The 16,013-nt window shown below is 58.4% G+C and carries 16 protein-coding genes and 1 pseudogene; 13 read left to right on the forward strand and 4 right to left on the reverse strand.

Going from position 1 to position 16,013, the window contains the following annotated elements:
• The first annotated feature begins 74 nt into the window (after positions 1-74).
• Both ENTHG_RS02235 and dusC read left to right on the forward strand, forming a co-directional pair.
• Entirely contained in the window at positions 75-617 is a 543-nt protein-coding gene (locus ENTHG_RS02235; RefSeq protein ID WP_044173036.1) for a GNAT family N-acetyltransferase, read from the forward strand.
• A gap of 67 nt (positions 618-684) precedes the next feature.
• A complete protein-coding gene (gene dusC, locus ENTHG_RS02240; RefSeq protein WP_044173038.1) occupies positions 685-1,623 on the forward strand; it encodes a tRNA dihydrouridine(16) synthase DusC in 939 nt (312 codons plus the stop codon).
• 50 nt (positions 1,624-1,673) lie between these two features.
• Here the strand turns inward: dusC and yohP are convergent, their stop codons facing one another.
• A complete protein-coding gene (gene yohP / locus ENTHG_RS26275) occupies positions 1,674-1,757 on the reverse strand; it encodes a small membrane protein YohP (RefSeq protein ID WP_071825789.1) in 84 nt (27 codons plus the stop codon).
• A 202-nt stretch (positions 1,758-1,959) separates the two neighbouring features.
• Between yohP and mdtQ the strand changes: the two genes are divergently transcribed.
• Positions 1,960-3,399: a multidrug resistance outer membrane protein MdtQ gene (gene mdtQ / locus ENTHG_RS02245; protein ID WP_044173040.1), complete on the forward strand. Its 1,440-nt coding sequence runs from the start codon at positions 1,960-1,962 to the stop codon at positions 3,397-3,399.
• 64 nt (positions 3,400-3,463) lie between these two features.
• Complete coding sequence (locus ENTHG_RS02250) at positions 3,464-4,231, forward strand: SDR family oxidoreductase (protein WP_044173042.1); 768 nt, start codon at positions 3,464-3,466, stop codon at positions 4,229-4,231.
• Here ENTHG_RS02250 and ENTHG_RS02255 read toward each other — a convergent pair whose 3' ends face one another.
• The gene (locus ENTHG_RS02255; protein WP_044173044.1) at positions 4,232-4,813 is read right to left on the reverse strand and encodes a DedA family protein; all 582 of its coding nucleotides are present in this window, start codon (positions 4,811-4,813) and stop codon (positions 4,232-4,234) included.
• Positions 4,814-4,975: 162 nt separating this feature from the next.
• Here ENTHG_RS02255 and ENTHG_RS02260 point away from each other — a divergent pair, with 162 nt between their 5' ends.
• The 4 genes from ENTHG_RS02260 (at position 4,976) to pbpG (ending at position 7,518) form a co-directional block, all read left to right on the forward strand.
• Positions 4,976-5,260, forward strand: a complete 285-nt coding sequence (locus tag ENTHG_RS02260) for a type II toxin-antitoxin system TacA family antitoxin (RefSeq protein WP_044173045.1) — start codon at positions 4,976-4,978, stop codon at positions 5,258-5,260.
• Entirely contained in the window at positions 5,251-5,733 is a 483-nt protein-coding gene (locus ENTHG_RS02265) for a GNAT family N-acetyltransferase (protein ID WP_044173047.1), read from the forward strand. Before ENTHG_RS02260 ends, ENTHG_RS02265 begins: the two co-directional genes overlap by 10 nt.
• Positions 5,734-5,813: 80 nt before the next feature.
• On the forward strand, positions 5,814-6,401 hold the full coding sequence (locus ENTHG_RS02270; RefSeq protein ID WP_044173049.1) for a Yip1 family protein: 588 nt from the start codon (positions 5,814-5,816) through the stop codon (positions 6,399-6,401).
• Between the two features lie 169 nt (positions 6,402-6,570).
• Positions 6,571-7,518 carry a D-alanyl-D-alanine endopeptidase gene (gene pbpG / locus ENTHG_RS02275; RefSeq protein WP_044173050.1) on the forward strand — a complete coding sequence of 316 codons (948 nt, stop codon included), beginning with the start codon at positions 6,571-6,573 and terminating at the stop codon, positions 7,516-7,518.
• Positions 7,519-7,556: 38 nt separating this feature from the next.
• Here pbpG and ENTHG_RS02280 read toward each other — a convergent pair whose 3' ends face one another.
• Complete coding sequence (locus ENTHG_RS02280) at positions 7,557-8,111, reverse strand: GNAT family N-acetyltransferase (protein ID WP_044173052.1); 555 nt, start codon at positions 8,109-8,111, stop codon at positions 7,557-7,559.
• A 140-nt stretch (positions 8,112-8,251) separates the two neighbouring features.
• Positions 8,252-9,958 (reverse strand): D-lactate dehydrogenase, encoded by a 1,707-nt coding sequence (gene dld, locus ENTHG_RS02285; RefSeq protein WP_044173054.1) that lies wholly within the window; start codon positions 9,956-9,958, stop codon positions 8,252-8,254.
• 174 nt (positions 9,959-10,132) lie between these two features.
• Here dld and bglX point away from each other — a divergent pair, with 174 nt between their 5' ends.
• The 5 genes and pseudogenes from bglX to ENTHG_RS02310 form a co-directional block, all read left to right on the forward strand.
• Positions 10,133-12,430, forward strand: a complete 2,298-nt coding sequence (bglX, locus tag ENTHG_RS02290) for a beta-glucosidase BglX (RefSeq protein ID WP_044173056.1) — start codon at positions 10,133-10,135, stop codon at positions 12,428-12,430.
• Between the two features lie 191 nt (positions 12,431-12,621).
• The gene (gene osmF, locus ENTHG_RS02295; protein WP_044173058.1) at positions 12,622-13,533 is read left to right on the forward strand and encodes a glycine betaine ABC transporter substrate-binding protein OsmF; all 912 of its coding nucleotides are present in this window, start codon (positions 12,622-12,624) and stop codon (positions 13,531-13,533) included.
• 2 nt (positions 13,534-13,535) lie between these two features.
• Positions 13,536-14,690 (forward strand): ABC transporter permease, encoded by a 1,155-nt coding sequence (locus ENTHG_RS02300; protein ID WP_044173060.1) that lies wholly within the window; start codon positions 13,536-13,538, stop codon positions 14,688-14,690.
• Positions 14,687-15,634 carry an ABC transporter ATP-binding protein gene (locus tag ENTHG_RS02305; protein WP_044173063.1) on the forward strand — a complete coding sequence of 316 codons (948 nt, stop codon included), beginning with the start codon at positions 14,687-14,689 and terminating at the stop codon, positions 15,632-15,634. Before ENTHG_RS02300 ends, ENTHG_RS02305 begins: the two co-directional genes overlap by 4 nt.
• A pseudogene (locus ENTHG_RS02310) lies at positions 15,618-16,013 on the forward strand (ABC transporter permease); the annotation flags it as partial. The gene ENTHG_RS02305 and the pseudogene ENTHG_RS02310, both read left to right, overlap by 17 nt.

Raw genomic sequence — 16,013 nt, forward strand, 5'->3', positions numbered from 1 at the left:
TGATAAGCGCAGGCCGGTGCCTGAATCGGGTGGTTGCGGCTAGTCTGAACGCCTGAATATGCAGGAGCAGCACAATGGACATTATCAGAGCAGAAGAGCGGCACCTGGCCGCCATCCAGCAAATATACGCCTGGCACGTAACGAATGGCAGCGCCTCCTTCGAAACCGCACCGCCTGACATAGAAGAGATGCGCGCCCGGCTGGCTAAAATTCGCAGCGCCGGGCTTCCCTGGTTCGTTCTCCTGGAGGCGGGGGTGGTAAAGGGCTACTGCTATCTGGCGGCCTACCGCACGCGCTACGCCTATCGCTACACGCTGGAAGACTCTATTTATGTTGACCGCGACTTTCGCCATCGCGGGGCGGGCAGCGCGCTGCTGGCGAAGGCCGTCGAGTGGGCGGAACGTCACGGCTATCGCCAGCTGATTGCGGTGGTGGGCAACAGCGAAAATGCCGCCTCGCTGGGCGTGCACAAAAAAGCGGGTTTCAGCATCAGCGGTACGCTGCAAAATGTGGGGTTCAAGCACGGTCGCTGGCTCGACATCGTCATCATGCAGCGCACGCTGGGGGAGGGGGCGCAGACCCTGCCGCACAGGGAGCCGGGGCGACAGAGCGCCTGAACAGCATCTCCTTTCCTCCTTATAAAAGAGGCGCTACTATGTCGCCTCTTTTTTACAGGGGCAAACTATGCGCGTATTACTGGCACCGATGGAAGGCGTGCTCGATTCGCTGGTGCGCGAGCTATTGACCAGCGTAAATGATTACGATCTTTGCATCAGCGAATTTCTGCGCGTGGTCGATCAGCTATTGCCGGTGAAAGCTTTTTACCGGCTTTGCCCGGAGCTGCGGCACAACAGCCGTACCTCATCAGGCACCCCTGTGCGGGTACAGCTTTTAGGGCAGTATCCCCAGTGGCTGGCGGAGAACGCCGCCCGCGCGGTTGAACTGGGCTCGTGGGGCGTCGATTTGAACTGCGGCTGCCCCTCAAAGGTGGTGAACGGCAGCGGCGGCGGGGCAACGCTGTTAAAAGATCCTGAGCTTATCTATCGCGGCGCGAAAGCGATGCGTGAGGCGGTGCCTGCCCATCTGCCCGTGACCGTCAAAGTTCGCCTTGGCTGGGACAGCGGCGACCGGCAGTTTGAGATAGCCGACGCGGTGCAGCAGGCCGGGGCCAGCGAGCTGGTGGTTCACGGCCGCACCAAAGAAGATGGCTATAAAGCGGAACGAATTAACTGGCAGGCGATCGGCGACATTCGCCAGCGGCTTACTATTCCGGTTATCGCTAACGGTGAGATTTGGGACTGGCAGAGCGCGCAGGCGTGCATGGCGACAACCGGCTGCGATGCGGTGATGATTGGTCGCGGGGCGCTCAACGTGCCCAATCTCAGCCGGGTGATTAAGCATAACGCGCCGCCCATGCCGTGGCCGGAGGTCGTTACGCTCCTGCAACGGTACAGCCGCCTGGAAAAGCAGGGAGATACGGGGTTATACCACGTAGCGCGTATCAAACAGTGGCTGGGTTATTTGCGCAAAGAGTATCCGCAAGCGCAGGCGGTATTCGAACTGATCCGCGCGCTGAAAAGCTCGGCGGAAATCGCCCGGGCCATTCAGGGGCTCACCCCCTAGCCGCGGGAGGGGCAGCGTGCTCCGAAACGCGAGCACGCTGATTGAACCTGTCAGAAAATCATTTTAAAGACGCCCGTTACCACCAATAACCCAATCAGAAAAATTATCAAAATAGCCCATAGTACAATTTTCATCGCCTTTCCCTTTTTTGGTAAGTTCAGGCTAAGTATAGGAAAGGATTATAGGTTCGTGGCCCCGGACATCTTCTTTCTCAATAATTAATCGTGTTTTTCAATTTGTTTCCTTTGACGTCAGAAGATGTATTGCCACGCGTAACTAAAAAATAAATCCTCACACACGTTACGCTCCGCGCACGCTTATTTTCAGAACAATCCTATGAATCGTTATTCTCTTTTGGCGCTGAGCGCCTGTTTCCCCGTTTCCCTTTTACTGACGGGCTGCGCGCCGATGCACAACAGCCGCCAGGCGCTGACGCAACAGGCGCCCGCTTCGCACGTTGCCGCGCCCTTACCGGCCGCGTTAAAAGACGGCTGGCCTGACAGCCAGTGGTGGCTGACCTGGCACGATGCGCAGCTTAATAAGTTAATCGACAGCGCGCTTAAAAATTCGCCTGATATGCAGGTTGCCGCCCAGCGCATACAGCTGGCGGAAGCGCAGGCAAAAGCCGTTGAGGCGCAGGACGGGCCGCAGGTCGATTTTTCGGCCGACGCCGAGCGACAAAAAATGTCGGCGGAAGGGCTGATGGGGCCGTTCGCCATTACCGATCCCGCGGCGGGCACCACCGGGCCGTGGTACACCAACGGCACCTTTGGCCTGACCGCGGGCTGGGATCTCGATCTGTGGGGGAAAAACCGTGCGGAAGTGACCGCGCGTATTGGGGTCGCCCGGGCGAAAGAGGCGGAGCTGGAGCAGACCCGCCAGCTGCTGGCAAGCGGCGTGGCGCGACTCTACTGGGAGTGGCAAACCCAGGCGGCGCTGCGCAACGTGCTGACCCAGGTCGAACAGCAGCAGCAGAATATCATCGCCACCGATCGCCAGCTTTACCAGCACGGTATCACCTCCTCTGTTGAAGGGGTGGAGACCGATATCGACAGCAGCAAAACCCAGCAGCAGCTTAACGACGTTGCCGGGAAGATGAAGGTTATCGAGGCGCGCCTGAGCGCCCTGACCAATACCCAGTCAGCCTCGCTGGCGCTGCGGGCAGTGGCGCTGCCGAAAGTAGAGAGCAAGCTGCCGGCGCAGCTGGGCTACTCGCTGCTGGCGCGCCGAGCCGATCTGCAGGCGGCCCACTGGTATATTGAGTCCTCCTTAAGCAGCGTTGAGGCGGCGAAAGCGGCTTTCTATCCCGACGTCAACCTGATGGCTTTCCTGCAGCAGGACGCCCTGCACCTGAGCGATCTGTTCCGTAGTTCGGCCCAGCAGATGGGGGTCACCGCTGGCCTGACGCTGCCTATTTTTGACAGCGGCAGATTGAATGCCAGCCTGGATATTGCGAAGGCCCAGAGTAACCTGTCCGTCGCCAACTACAACAAGGCGGTGGTGGACGCGGTCAACGACGTGGCGCGCACCGCAAGCGAGGTGGCGACCCTTTCGCAGAAGAACGAACACCAGCAGCAGATTGAGCGCGATGCCCAGCGGGTGGTTGGCCTGGCGCAGGCGCGGTTCAACGCCGGTATTATCGCGGGCTCAAGGGTCAGCCAGGCGAAAATTCCGGCGCTTCGCGAGCAGGGCAACGGCCTGATACTGCAGGGACAGTGGCTTGACGCATCGATCCAGCTTATTAGCGCCCTCGGCGGCGGCTACCACCAGGCATGATTTTTTCCGGCGTTCAGGCTGAATCCTATACTTAGGGTTCATTCTGACGCATCTGGAGAAGATTATGGCAAAAGTGGCAATTGTAACGGCATCAGATTCCGGCATCGGTAAAGCGTGCGCCCTGCTGCTGGCGCAGAACGGTTTTGATATCGGCATTACCTGGCACTCGGATGAAGAGGGGGCGAAAGAGACCGCCCGCGAGGTAGAGCAACAGGGCCGACAGGCGCGCACTATCCAGCTTGACCTGAGCCACCTTCCCGACGGGGCGCAGGCCATTGAAAAGCTGATTGCCGAATTCGGGCGTATTGACGTACTGGTCAACAACGCCGGGGCGATGACCAAAGCGCCGTTTCTTGACGTCTCTCTTGAGGAGTGGCGGAAAATTTTCACCGTGGATGTCGACGGCGCGATGCTCTGCTCACAAATCGCCGCCCGCCAGATGGTGAAACAGGGGGAGGGCGGGCGCATTGTGAATATTACCTCCGTACATGAGCATACGCCGTTGCCGGAAGCCAGCGCCTATACTGCGGCGAAGCACGCCCTCGGCGGCCTGACAAAATCGATGGCGCTGGAGCTTGTTAGTTACAACATACTTGTTAACGCCGTCGCGCCGGGCGCGATTGCCACGCCGATGAACGATATGAGCGACGACGACGCGCAGCCCGGCTCGATGCCCAATATCCCGCTGGCAAGACCGGGGAAAACCGCAGAGATAGCCAGCCTTGTGGCGTGGCTCTGCTCCGAAAACGCCAGCTACACCACCGGCCAGTCGTTTATTGTCGACGGCGGCTTTATGCTGGCGAACCCGCAGTTTAACGCCAGCCGCCAGTAACTATTCTTCTGGTGTGCTGCGGCGTTTTGCCTGGCGACGCCGCAGCCACCAGCGCACGGAAAACACAATCGCCACCGCCAGTACCAGCCAGATTAGCCGTTTGGCATGCTGATCAAACTGATGCAGCCACGGGCCGATAACTTCACCCCCCACGTACCCCAGTGCGGTAAAAATCAGCGCCCAGATAATCGCGCCGACGATATTCAGCGGCAGGAACACCTTTGGCGGCAGGCGACTGGCGCCGATCAGCAGCGGGCCGATAATACGAAAGCCGTACATAAAACGGGTGCCGATAACAAACAGCCAGGGGCGACGGTTGATAAGCCGCTGCGCTTTATTGATTTTCTTCTGATGGCGCGAGAAACGGCGCAAAATTTTCATGCCGTAACGGCGACCCAGCAGGTAGAGCAACTGATCGCCGATCATCCCCCCCAGCGCTACGGCGGCCACAACCAGCGGGAATTTAAGCAGTCCCTGATGGGCTGCCACGCCGCCGAGCAGGGTGATTGTCTCCCCTTCGGCAATGCTGCCAATAACCAGCGCGGCGTAACCGTACTGGCTAATAAGCGTATTGATATCCATAGCGAAACCACTCTCCTGTTAAACGGTTTAAGCATATACCTTTAAAACCGATCGCGCAGGATGGCATGGGCGCTAAACACAATAGCTGATGATGTATAGCAATTTGCTACCTTGATTGTTATGCTGTGTATAGCAAACTGTTATCTTATAAGGGAGGCCGCTATGCAAAACACCATTCGTAAAACCACCCGTGATAAACAAATCAACGTACGCGCAACCGAAGAAGAGCGTGCGGTGATCGATTACGCTGCCAGTCTGGTCAACAAAAACCGCACCGATTTTATTATTGAGCAGGCAGTGCATGAGGCGCAGAACATTATTCTCGACCAACGGCTCTTTGTGCTTGACGATGCCCGCTATCAGGCTTTTATTGAGCAGCTTGAAGCACCGGTACAGAATGTTGAAGGCCGCGATCGGTTAATGGATGTGAAGCCAGGATGGAAATAACAGTTAGTGCGCCGCAACTGCTGTCAGAGAGACACATTCTCAGTACGTTTAATAGCGGCAACGTGGTGCTGGATGAGTGGTTACGCCGCCGGGCGATGAAAAATCAGTTACTCAATGCTTCCCGGACGTTTGTTATCTGCCTGGAAGGTACAGACAGAGTGGTAGGGTATTACTCACTGGCAACAGGCTCAGTCTGCCACGCGGATACAGGCCGTAGCCTGCGTCAGAACATGCCCGATCCTATTCCTGTGGTTCTGTTAGGTCGTCTCGCTGTAGATGAAAGTACCCAGGGGCACCATTTTGGAAAATGGCTTCTTAACGATGCAGTCAGACGGGTCTCTAACCTGGCAGCCGACGTCGGAATCAAAGCCATTATGGTTCATGCTATTGATGAACGGGCGAAGGCTTTTTATGAATACTTTGGCTTTGTTTCATCCCCGCTGGCGCAGAATACCCTGTTCTATAAAATCTGAACCCTGCATTGCTCAGAAAATAACCAGTTCGTGATTTATACTTAAAACGTCTCTCATCAGGTACTGCGTAAGGGGGCGTTATGAATCATGTCTGGGGACTTTTTTCCCATCCCGTTCGTGAAATGCAGGTTATCAAAGGTGAGAATGAAACCATCTCTCACCACTACACCCACCACGTCTTAATCATGGCGGCAATTCCTGTGGTCTGCGCGTTTATTGGCACCACGCAAATTGGCTGGAACTTTGGCGAACAGAATGTGGTGCAGCTCAACTGGTTTACCGCATTCTATCTTGCCGTCATCTTCTATGCGCTGATGCTGGCGGGCGTGGCCGTGATGGGCCGGGTGATTTGGTGGATGGCGCGCAACTATCCCCATCGCCCGTCGCTGGCGCGCTGTATGGTGTTCGCAGGCTACGTGGCGACGCCGCTTTTTTTAAGCGGCATTGTGGCGCTCTACCCGCTGGTATGGCTGTGCGCGCTGGTGGGCACCGTAGCGCTGTTCTATACGGGTTATCTGCTTTACCTTGGCATTCCCACCTTCCTCAACATTAACCGGGAAGAGGGGCTGAGCTTCTCCAGCTCTACGCTGGCGATTGGCGTGCTGGTGCTGGAAATTCTACTGGCGCTGACGGTGATTCTCTGGGGCTATGGCTACCGTCTGTTCTGATCGGGCTGCGTTGCTGGCAAGCCGCCAGCAACGCAAACTTCTGTAATGAATCTCTGGTGGCGACAACGCGACGCGATGGCTATTATGCCTGAGCCAGCTCTGTTATTGGTTTCATGAACAGATGCGGCGTGCGTAATAACGTCCATGAATAATCACCAGAAATGACACCATGCTGAAAATTCGAGTTTCACTGTTAAGTCTCGCGCTGCTGTGCGCCGTTCCCCTGGCGCCGCAGGCGCTGGCAAAAACCTCTGCGGCGGTGACGGCCGCGCAGCCGGAAATCGCCTCCGGCAGCGCGATGATTGTCGATCTCAATACCAATAAAGTTATCTACTCCAGCCACCCGGATCTGGTGCGGCCCATTGCCTCCATCACCAAGTTGATGACGGCAATGGTGGTGCTGGACGCCAGCCTGCCGCTGGATGAAAAGCTTAAAGTGGATATCAGCCACACCCCTGAGATGAAGGGAATTTACTCCCGGGTGCGGCTGAACAGTGAAATCAGCCGCAAAGATATGCTGCTGCTGGCGCTGATGTCGTCAGAAAACCGTGCGGCGGCGAGCCTGGCCCATCACTATCCGGGCGGCTATGACGCATTTATTCGCGCGATGAACGCCAAAGCGAAGGCGCTGGGGATGAACAATACCCACTTCGTCGAGCCGACCGGCCTCTCTATCCATAACGTCTCGACGGCGCGGGATCTCACCCGTCTGTTGATCGCCAGTAAACAGTACCCGCTTATCGGCCAGTTGAGCACCACGCGTGAAGAGATGGCGACCTTCTCTAACCCGGCTTACACCCTGCCGTTTCGCAATACCAACCATCTGGTATACCGGGATAACTGGAATATTCAACTCACCAAAACCGGCTTTACCAATGCGGCGGGCCACTGCCTGGTGATGCGTACGTTAATCAATAATAAACCGGTGGCGCTGGTGGTGATGGACGCCTTCGGGAAATATACCCACTTTGCCGACGCCAGCCGTCTGCGCACCTGGATTGAAACCGGCAAAGCGCAGCCGGTACCGGCCTCGGCGTTGAGCTATAAGCGGGCGAAGGCGGCGCAGATGGCCGCAGCGGGCGTCGGCAGCGGTGAGCAGACCGCCCAGAACGACTAAAAGCGGGGCTGATGGCGACGCGCTATCAGCCGCGACTGTTACTCCGGCAGCGTCCAGTCACCGTCGTTCAGCGGGCGCTGCATAATGACCGTATCCCGCCAGTCCCCTTTCTTATAGCCGACGCTCCGCAGCTGCCCGACAATTTCAAACCCGTGCTTTTTGTGCAGGCGCAGGGAACCGCCGTTGTTTTGACCATCGCCGATTACCGCAATCATCTGCCGCCACGGCCCCTCTTCACAGCGGGCGATCAGCGCGCTCATTAGCATGCTGCCGACGCCGCGTCCGGTCATGCTGGCATCCACATAAATCGACTCTTCGAGGGTATAGCGATAAGCATGGCGAGGGCGGTACATGCTGGCATAACTGTAGCCAACCACTATGCCGTGATAGAGCGCCACCAGCCAGGGCAGGCCATTGCTGGCCGTCTTATTGATGCGTTTACGCATCTCTTCGATAGTGGGCGGCACCTCTTCGAACGAGGCCCGTCCGTGTAAAACATGCCATGCGTAGATCGACGAGATGGCATGAACGTCGTCAGGGCATGCATCGCGCACGATCAATGCGTTTTCGCTAAAAAGATCACATGCAGACATGATGGGATGCTCCTAGAGTAGCCCGCCAGAGAAACGTTTCTCTGGCGCGTGTCGCTACTCTAGTACGAATGCAAAATGCAAAATAGCCCGCTACCGCACTATTTTGCATCTCCATCGCGCCGCCAGGCTAACCCGCGGATTTACGCCCAGTTTTTTCTCTTGCTGGTTTTGCCGATGCCGGGGTTCATGCTGTTGGTGGGATCGTTTTGCCGGTAAAACTGAACTAAAGGTTCCGGCGCTTCGTAGAGGTGGCCGACGTTATGCTCCGCCGGGTACTGCGCGCCCCGTGCGCGCAGTAGCTCCAGCATCTGCGCTTTTAATGCGTGGCTGTCTACGCCCTTTTTCACAATGTAATCCTGATGAAAAACATGGCAGAAAAAGTGGCCGTAATAGAGCTTGTGCACCAGCTGGCTGTCGATTTCCGGCGGCAGCGTTTCGAACCACGCTTCATCGTTGCGCCGCAGGGCGATATCGAGCGCCAGAATATCCTCCACCTCGTCGGCATGTACCGCCTGGTAGCGAATCGCCGCTCCGGCCGCGGCAAAACGGTGCAGGAACGCTTTATTGCCCTCTTCGGTAGTGCAGGCGAAAAAATCCCCCTCGGCGTCGGCAAAGAACGCGGAGAGCCAGCGTTGCGCCTCGGCGATGCCGTCCCCGGACATTTTCAGCAGCAGGTGATGTTCGTATTTATTACGCCAGCTTTTCATGCGCGGCGGCAGGTGAGAGGGGAAAAGCCGCCCCAGGCTCTGCATTGCCCGGTCGGTAAAGTGGGGCTTAAACAGCGTGGATTTACCCAGCAGCGCATCGGCGCGCCCCTTCATGGTAAAGAAAAAGGGCATTTTGTCGGTGCCAAGCTTATCGATCATCAGGAAGGTATCTTTGCCGTAACGCTCGGCGATATCGTAGATGTCGCGGTGCATATATTCCCCCGCCACCGGCAGATGGGTGAACTGGCTGAGAATATGACGGCGGATCGCGCTCAACACCGCAGGCTGATTGGTGCCAATATAAAATACCTGCTGGCGCTTTTGGGCGACGAAGGTGTCCAGGCGCACCGCGAAAACCGCCAGCTTACCGGCGCAGCCGGAGGATTCAAACAGACGGTCCGGGTCGGCGTTATAACGCGCCGGACTGTCGGCGTCTATCTCTCTGACGCGCCGCACGTAGTCCCGATCGTGCCCGTGTCGGCCATCGTGGCGCACGTCGCTATCGCGCAGCCGGTCGTCGTCGAGCCGGCCTAAGATCTGCTCCGGGGTCGTCCCCAGATCGATGCCAAGATGGTTGACCAGCTGCAGTGCGCCCTCTTCGTTGATGCGGGCATAAAGCGACATCTCGGTATAAGCCGGGCCGCGTTGCACCAGCGCGCCGCCGGAGTTATTACAGATCCCGCCGATCACCGAAGCGCCAATACAGGACGAGCCGATCACCGAATGCGGCTCGCGTCCCAGCGGCTTAAGCGCCTTCTCAAGGGCATAAAGGGTCGTACCGGGGTAAGCCAACACCTGCTGGCCGTTATCCAGCAGATGCAGCTTGTCCAGGCGCAGCGTACTGATGATGACAATTTCACGGTCGTAATCATTGCCGTTCGGCGTCGATCCTTCGGTCAGCCCGGTGTTGGCCGCCTGCATCAAAATAATTTTGTCGGCGCTGACGCACAGGCTCAGCACCCGCCATAATTCCAGTAACGTACCGGGGAAGACCACGGCCAGCGCGTCGCCCTCGCCGGAACGAAAACCCTTTCGGTAACGCGCGGTTTTTGCCGGGTCGGTCAAAACGTGGGCGTGGCCGACAAGACGTTCAAGTTCCTGGGTAAAAGCGGGTGCGTGCTGACGCGTAGCGATAGGCATGGTTCGTTCCTTGTTGCGATAGGGTAAGCAAGGTAATAAGCATAGTGTCTGAAAGTGGTTAATTCTTAGAGAAATCAGAGAATAACTCTGCAAGCCAGACTACGATTATGGCACACTGCGTTTTTTTCACGGCCAGGCCGGTGAGCGGCCTTGTTGATACGAGAGAGTGAAGACATGAAATGGCTATGTTCGGTAGGGGTCGCTGTTAGCCTTGTGCTGCATCCGGCGCTGGCGGAAGAGACGTCAGGCAAACATCCGCTGACGCCCGAAGCACGGGATGCGTTTGTTACTGAATTACTCAAAAAAATGACCGTTGATGAGAAAATCGGTCAGCTTCGTCTGATTAGCGTCGGGCCGGACAACCCAAAAGAAGCCATCCGCGACATGATTGAAAAAAGCCAGGTTGGGGCGATTTTCAATACCGTGACCCGCCAGGATATCCGCGCCATGCAGGATCAGGCGATGCAGCTCAGCCGCCTGAAAATTCCGCTGTTTTTTGCCTATGACGTCGTGCACGGCCAGCGCACCGTTTTCCCGATTAGCCTGGGCCTGGCATCCTCTTTCAACCTTGATGCGGTGAAGACCGTCGGGCGCATTTCCGCTTATGAAGCGGCAGACGACGGCCTGAACATGACCTGGGCGCCGATGGTGGATGTCTCCCGCGACCCGCGCTGGGGCCGCGTCTCTGAGGGCTTTGGCGAAGATACTTATCTGACCGCCACCATGGGCAAAGCCATGGTTGAAGCGATGCAGGGCAAAAGTCCGGCGGACCGCTATTCGGTGATGACCAGCGTTAAACACTTCGCCGCTTACGGCGCGGTGGAGGGCGGTAAAGAGTACAACACCGTCGATATGAGTTCTCAGCGCCTGTTCAACGACTATATGCCGCCTTACAAAGCCGCGCTGGATGCAGGCAGCGGCGGGGTGATGATCGCGCTTAACTCCCTTAACGGCACGCCTGCCGCTTCCGATAGCTGGTTGCTGAAAGAGCTGCTGCGCGGCGACTGGAAATTTAAAGGCATTACCATCTCTGACCACGGCGCCATTAAGGAGCTGATTAAACACGGTACGGCTGCCGACCCGGAAGATGCGGTACGCGTGGCGATTAAGTCCGGCGTTGATATGAGCATGGCGGATGAGTACTACAGCAAATATCTGCCGGGCCTGATTAAGAGCGGCAAGGTGACCATGGCGGAGCTGGACGACGCCGCCCGTCATGTGCTGAACGTGAAATATGACATGGGGCTGTTTAACGATCCCTACAGCCACCTGGGGCCGAAAGAGTCCGACCCGCAGGACACCAATGCCGAAAGCCGTCTGCACCGTAAAGAGGCGCGCGAAATCGCCCATGAAAGTATGGTGCTGCTGAAAAACCGCCTGGAAACGCTGCCGCTGAAAAAATCGGGCACCATTGCCGTCATCGGCCCGCTGGCGGACAGCAAACGCGACGTCATGGGCAGCTGGTCAGCGGCGGGCGTGGTGGAACAGTCCGTGACCGTGCTCACCGGCATCAAAAATGTGCTGGGGGACAGCGGTAAAGTGATTTACGCCAAAGGCGCAAATCTGACCGATGATAAGGGCATCGTTGACTTCCTGAACCAGTACGAACCGGCAGTCAAAGTGGACGAGCGCACCCCGCAGGCGATGATTGACGAGGCGGTAAAAGCAGCCAATGAATCCGACGTTGTGGTGGCCGTGGTGGGTGAAGCGCAGGGCATGGCCCATGAGGCTTCCAGCCGTACCGATCTGAAAATCCCGCAAAGCCAGCGCGATCTGATTACCGCCCTGAAAGCGACGGGTAAACCGCTGGTGCTGGTGCTGATGAACGGTAGGCCGCTGGCGCTGGTGAAAGAAGATCAGCAGGCGGACGCCATTCTGGAGACCTGGTTTGCCGGGACCGAAGGGGGCAACGCCATCGCCGACGTGCTGTTTGGCGACTATAACCCGTCGGGCAAACTACCGATGTCCTTCCCGCGCTCGGTAGGGCAGGTGCCGGTTTACTACAGCCATCTGAATACCGGCCGTCCTTATAATGCCGATAACCCGAATAAGTACACCTCACGCTATTTCGACGAGGCCAACGGGCCGCTTTATCCCTTTGGCTATGGCCTGAGCTACACCACCTTCACCGTGTCGGATGTTAAAATGTCCGCCCCGACGATGAAGCGCGACGGTACAGTGACCGCCAGCGTCGAGGTGACCAACAGCGGCAAACGCGACGGCGCGACGGTGGTGCAGATGTACGTGCAGGATGTCACCGCGTCGATGAGCCGCCCGGTGAAACAGCTGCGCGGCTTCGAAAAAGTCACCCTTAAGCCGGGCGAGACGCAAACCGTCAGCTTCCCGATCGATGTCGAGGCGCTTAAGTTCTGGAACCAGCGTATGAAGTACGACGCGGAGCCGGGCAAATTCAACGTCTTTATCGGTCTGGACTCGGCCAGAGTCAAACAGGGCGAATTCGAACTGCAATAAGCCTCTATAGTGCCCGGATGCGGCGTAACGCCTTATCCGGGCTACGCCTTTCTCCCTCTCCCTTTTGCGGAGAGGGGAACGTAGTGCAACCGTAACAGCAAATTCCCTTCCATAGATGTCATCCTCTTAATTCTCAACTACGCTTTTTGCAAGGCCGTAAACGGCAACCACGATAACAATGAGGATTTAGCATGAAACCATTTCAGCAATGGAGCGCAGCGGGATTATTACTGTTAGCCGCAGGGGCGCAGGCGGCCGAGCCGGTTAAAGTGGGTTCGAAGATCGATACCGAAGGGGCGCTGCTGGGCAACATTATTTTGCAGGTGCTGGAAAGCCACGGCGTTAAAACCGTCAACAAAGTGCAGCTTGGCACGACGCCGGTGGTGCGCGGCGCTATCACCTCTGGTGAGCTTGATATCTACCCGGAATACACCGGCAACGGCGCGTTCTTCTTTAAGCAGGAGAACGACCCGGCGTGGAAAAACGCGCAGCAGGGCTACGACAAAGTTAAAAAGCTCGACGCGGAGCAGAATAAGCTTGTCTGGCTGACCGCCGCGCCCGCCAACAATACCTGGACCATTGCTGTCCGCCAGGACGTGGCGGAAAAGAACAAACTCACCTCTCTTGAGGATCTAAGCCGTTACCTTAAAGAGGGCGGCACCTTTAAGCTCGCCGCCTCTGCAGAGTTTATCGAGCGCGCCGACGCGCTGCCCGCATTCGAAAAAGCCTACAACTTCAAGCTGAACCAGCAGCAGCTTCTGTCGCTGGCCGGTGGCGACACGGCAGTCACCATCAAAGCCGCCGCCCAGCAGACCTCCGGCGTGAACGCCGCCATGGCCTACGGCACCGATGGCCCGGTTGCCGCGCTGGGGCTGCAAACCCTGAGCGATCCGAAAGGCGTTCAGCCTATCTATGCCCCCGCTCCCGTGGTACGTGAAGCGGTCCTGAAAGCTTACCCGCAGATGGAAGAGTGGCTGAAACCGGTCTTCGCAAGCCTGGATGAGAAAACGCTGCAGCAGCTTAACGCCAGCATCGCGGTGGAAGGTCTGGACGCCAAAAAAGTCGCGGCGGACTATCTGAAAGAAAAGGGACTGATTAAATAAACGTGGTGCTACGTTGTCATAATCGCGTGTTGCTGCTGCTGGTTATTCTGGCGCTGGCGGCAACCGCCTTACCTTTTGTGAATTACGCCCCTAATCGCCTGGTTTCCGGAGAGAGCCGCGCGCTGTGGCAGCTGTGGCCCTCATATGCTGCCCTGGGGCTGATTGTGCCTGCGCTGCTGCTGGTGCTTGCCTTTCTTCCCCGGCGCGGCGCGCTGGCGGCAACGCTTCTTCTTGCCGAGGCGGCCTTTATCGCCCTCGTCTGGAGCGCGGGCAGGGCGGCGACTGATCTGGCGGAGCAGGGCAGTACACTGGCGCGAACCTCCCCCGGCAGCGGTCTGTGGCTGTGGCTGGCGCTTTCGCTGCTCATCTGTAGCGATGTCATCCGTCGGCTCACGGTTAACCCCATTGGCCGCTGGCTACTGCAGGCGCAACTCTGGCTGGTGCCGCTCTGGCTGCTGCTGAGCGGCGAGCTGGATCGTCTCTCTTTACTGAAAGAGTACGCCAATCGTCAAGAGGTATTTAACGACGCGCTGGCGCAGCACCTGACGATCCTTTTCGGCACGCTGGTTCCGGCGCTGGCGCTGGGGCTGGCGATCGGGCTGTGGTGCTATCGCCATCCGGCGCGCCAGGGGCCGGTCTTCACGGTACTCAACGTCATTCAGACCGTGCCGTCGGTTGCGCTGTTTGGCCTGCTGATCGCCCCGCTAGCCGGGCTGGTGGCCGAGTTCCCGTGGCTTGCCCGCGTTGGCGTGGCGGGTACAGGCCTGACGCCCGCGCTCATTGCGCTGGTGCTCTATGCCCTGCTGCCGCTGGTGCGCGGGGTTGTCGCCGGGCTTAATCAGGTGCCTGCGGACGTACTGGAGAGCGCGCGGGGGATGGGCATGAGCGGCAAACAGCAGTTCTGGCACGTCCGCCTGCCGCTGGCGCTGCCCATTCTGCTGCGCAGCCTGCGGGTAGTGGCGGTACAGACAGTGGGGATGGCGGTGATCGCGGCGCTGATTGGCGCAGGCGGTTTCGGCGCGCTGGTCTTTCAGGGGCTGCTGAGCAGCGCGCTGGACCTGGTACTGCTTGGGGTGATTCCGGTTATCGCGCTGGCGGTAGCGGTAGATGCGCTATTCGCCTTAGGCATAGCGCTACTGGAGGTAAAACAGCCATGATTGAATTCAGGCATGTGAGTAAAACGTTCGCCGGGCAACCGGCGGTGAGCGATCTGAACCTGGAATGCAAGACCGGCGCTTTTTCAGTGCTGATCGGTACTTCCGGCTCCGGTAAATCTACCACGCTTAAGATGATCAACCGGCTGGTTGAGCATGACGAGGGCACGCTGCTTTTCGCCGGAGAGGATATTCGTCAGCTGCCGGTGCTCGAACTGCGTCGGCGGATGGGCTATGCCATTCAGTCTATTGGCCTCTTTCCCCACTGGACGGTGGGGCAGAATATCGCCACGGTGTTACAGCTGCAAAAATGGTCGCGGGGCAAAATCAACGATCGCGTCGCGGAGCTGATGGCGCTGCTGGGGCTGGATGAGGCCCTGCGCGAGCGCTATCCCCATCAGCTTTCCGGCGGGCAGCAGCAGCGCGTCGGCGTGGCGAGGGCACTGGCCGCCGACCCGGAAGTGCTGCTGATGGATGAGCCCTTCGGCGCGCTGGACCCGGTGACCCGCGCGGCGTTGCAGCAGGAGATGATCCGTATTCACCGCCTGCTGGGGCGCACCATTGTGCTGGTGACTCATGATATCGACGAAGCGCTGCAGCTGGCGGATCACCTGGTCCTGATGGATAACGGCGCAATTGTCCAGCAGGGGACGCCGCTATCGATGCTGACGAACCCGGCCAACGGCTTTGTGCGCGACTTTTTTGGCCGCAGTGAACTGGGCGTGCGGCTGCTCTCCCTGCGCCAGGTCAGCCACGCCATGCGCGACGGCGGTACGGCTCAGGGCGAACCGGTCAGCCGGGATCTGTCGCTGCGCGAGGCGCTGTCGCTGTTTGTCGCCCGCCAGTGCGACGTGCTGCCGGTGGTGGACGCGCAGGGCGCCGCCTGCGGAACGCTGCATTTTAACGATTTGCTGAAAGCGGAGGCCGCGAGTGACACGCCTGCGTGACCCCCTTTTATGGCTGATTGCGCTGTTTGCGGCGCTGCTCTACGCCCTGCCGCACAGCGAGGCGCTGTTTGGCGCGCTGTTTCCGCAGCTGCCGCGTCCGGTTTACCAGCAGGAGAGCTTTGTGGCGCTGGCACTGGCCCATTTCTGGCTGGTGGGCGTCTCCAGCCTGCTGGCCGTCGTCATCGGTATGGGGGCGGGGATCGCCGTGACCCGCAGCTGGGGGCGCGAGTTCCGCCCGCTGGTCGAAACCATTGCCGCCGTCGGGCAGACGTTTCCCCCGGTAGCGGTACTGGCTATCGCCGTCCCGGTTATCGGTTTTGGGCAGCAGCCGGCGATTATCGCGCTGGTGCTTTACGGGGTATTGCCGGTATTACAGGGC

Source organism: Phytobacter massiliensis JC163 (genome assembly GCF_000321045.1).
Lineage (GTDB): Bacteria > Pseudomonadota > Gammaproteobacteria > Enterobacterales > Enterobacteriaceae > Phytobacter_A > Phytobacter_A massiliensis.

Coding starts and splice junctions, on each gene's coding strand:
- ENTHG_RS02235 (WP_044173036.1), top strand. CDS start 75: ATGGACATTATCAGAGCAGAAGAGCGGCACCTGGCCGCCATCCAGCAA.
- dusC (WP_044173038.1), top strand. CDS start 685: ATGCGCGTATTACTGGCACCGATGGAAGGCGTGCTCGATTCGCTGGTG.
- yohP (WP_071825789.1), bottom strand. CDS start 1,757: ATGAAAATTGTACTATGGGCTATTTTGATAATTTTTCTGATTGGGTTA.
- mdtQ (WP_044173040.1), top strand. CDS start 1,960: ATGAATCGTTATTCTCTTTTGGCGCTGAGCGCCTGTTTCCCCGTTTCC.
- ENTHG_RS02250 (WP_044173042.1), top strand. CDS start 3,464: ATGGCAAAAGTGGCAATTGTAACGGCATCAGATTCCGGCATCGGTAAA.
- ENTHG_RS02255 (WP_044173044.1), bottom strand. CDS start 4,813: ATGGATATCAATACGCTTATTAGCCAGTACGGTTACGCCGCGCTGGTT.
- ENTHG_RS02260 (WP_044173045.1), top strand. CDS start 4,976: ATGCAAAACACCATTCGTAAAACCACCCGTGATAAACAAATCAACGTA.
- ENTHG_RS02265 (WP_044173047.1), top strand. CDS start 5,251: ATGGAAATAACAGTTAGTGCGCCGCAACTGCTGTCAGAGAGACACATT.
- ENTHG_RS02270 (WP_044173049.1), top strand. CDS start 5,814: ATGAATCATGTCTGGGGACTTTTTTCCCATCCCGTTCGTGAAATGCAG.
- pbpG (WP_044173050.1), top strand. CDS start 6,571: ATGCTGAAAATTCGAGTTTCACTGTTAAGTCTCGCGCTGCTGTGCGCC.
- ENTHG_RS02280 (WP_044173052.1), bottom strand. CDS start 8,111: ATGTCTGCATGTGATCTTTTTAGCGAAAACGCATTGATCGTGCGCGAT.
- dld (WP_044173054.1), bottom strand. CDS start 9,958: ATGCCTATCGCTACGCGTCAGCACGCACCCGCTTTTACCCAGGAACTT.
- bglX (WP_044173056.1), top strand. CDS start 10,133: ATGAAATGGCTATGTTCGGTAGGGGTCGCTGTTAGCCTTGTGCTGCAT.
- osmF (WP_044173058.1), top strand. CDS start 12,622: ATGAAACCATTTCAGCAATGGAGCGCAGCGGGATTATTACTGTTAGCC.
- ENTHG_RS02305 (WP_044173063.1), top strand. CDS start 14,687: ATGATTGAATTCAGGCATGTGAGTAAAACGTTCGCCGGGCAACCGGCG.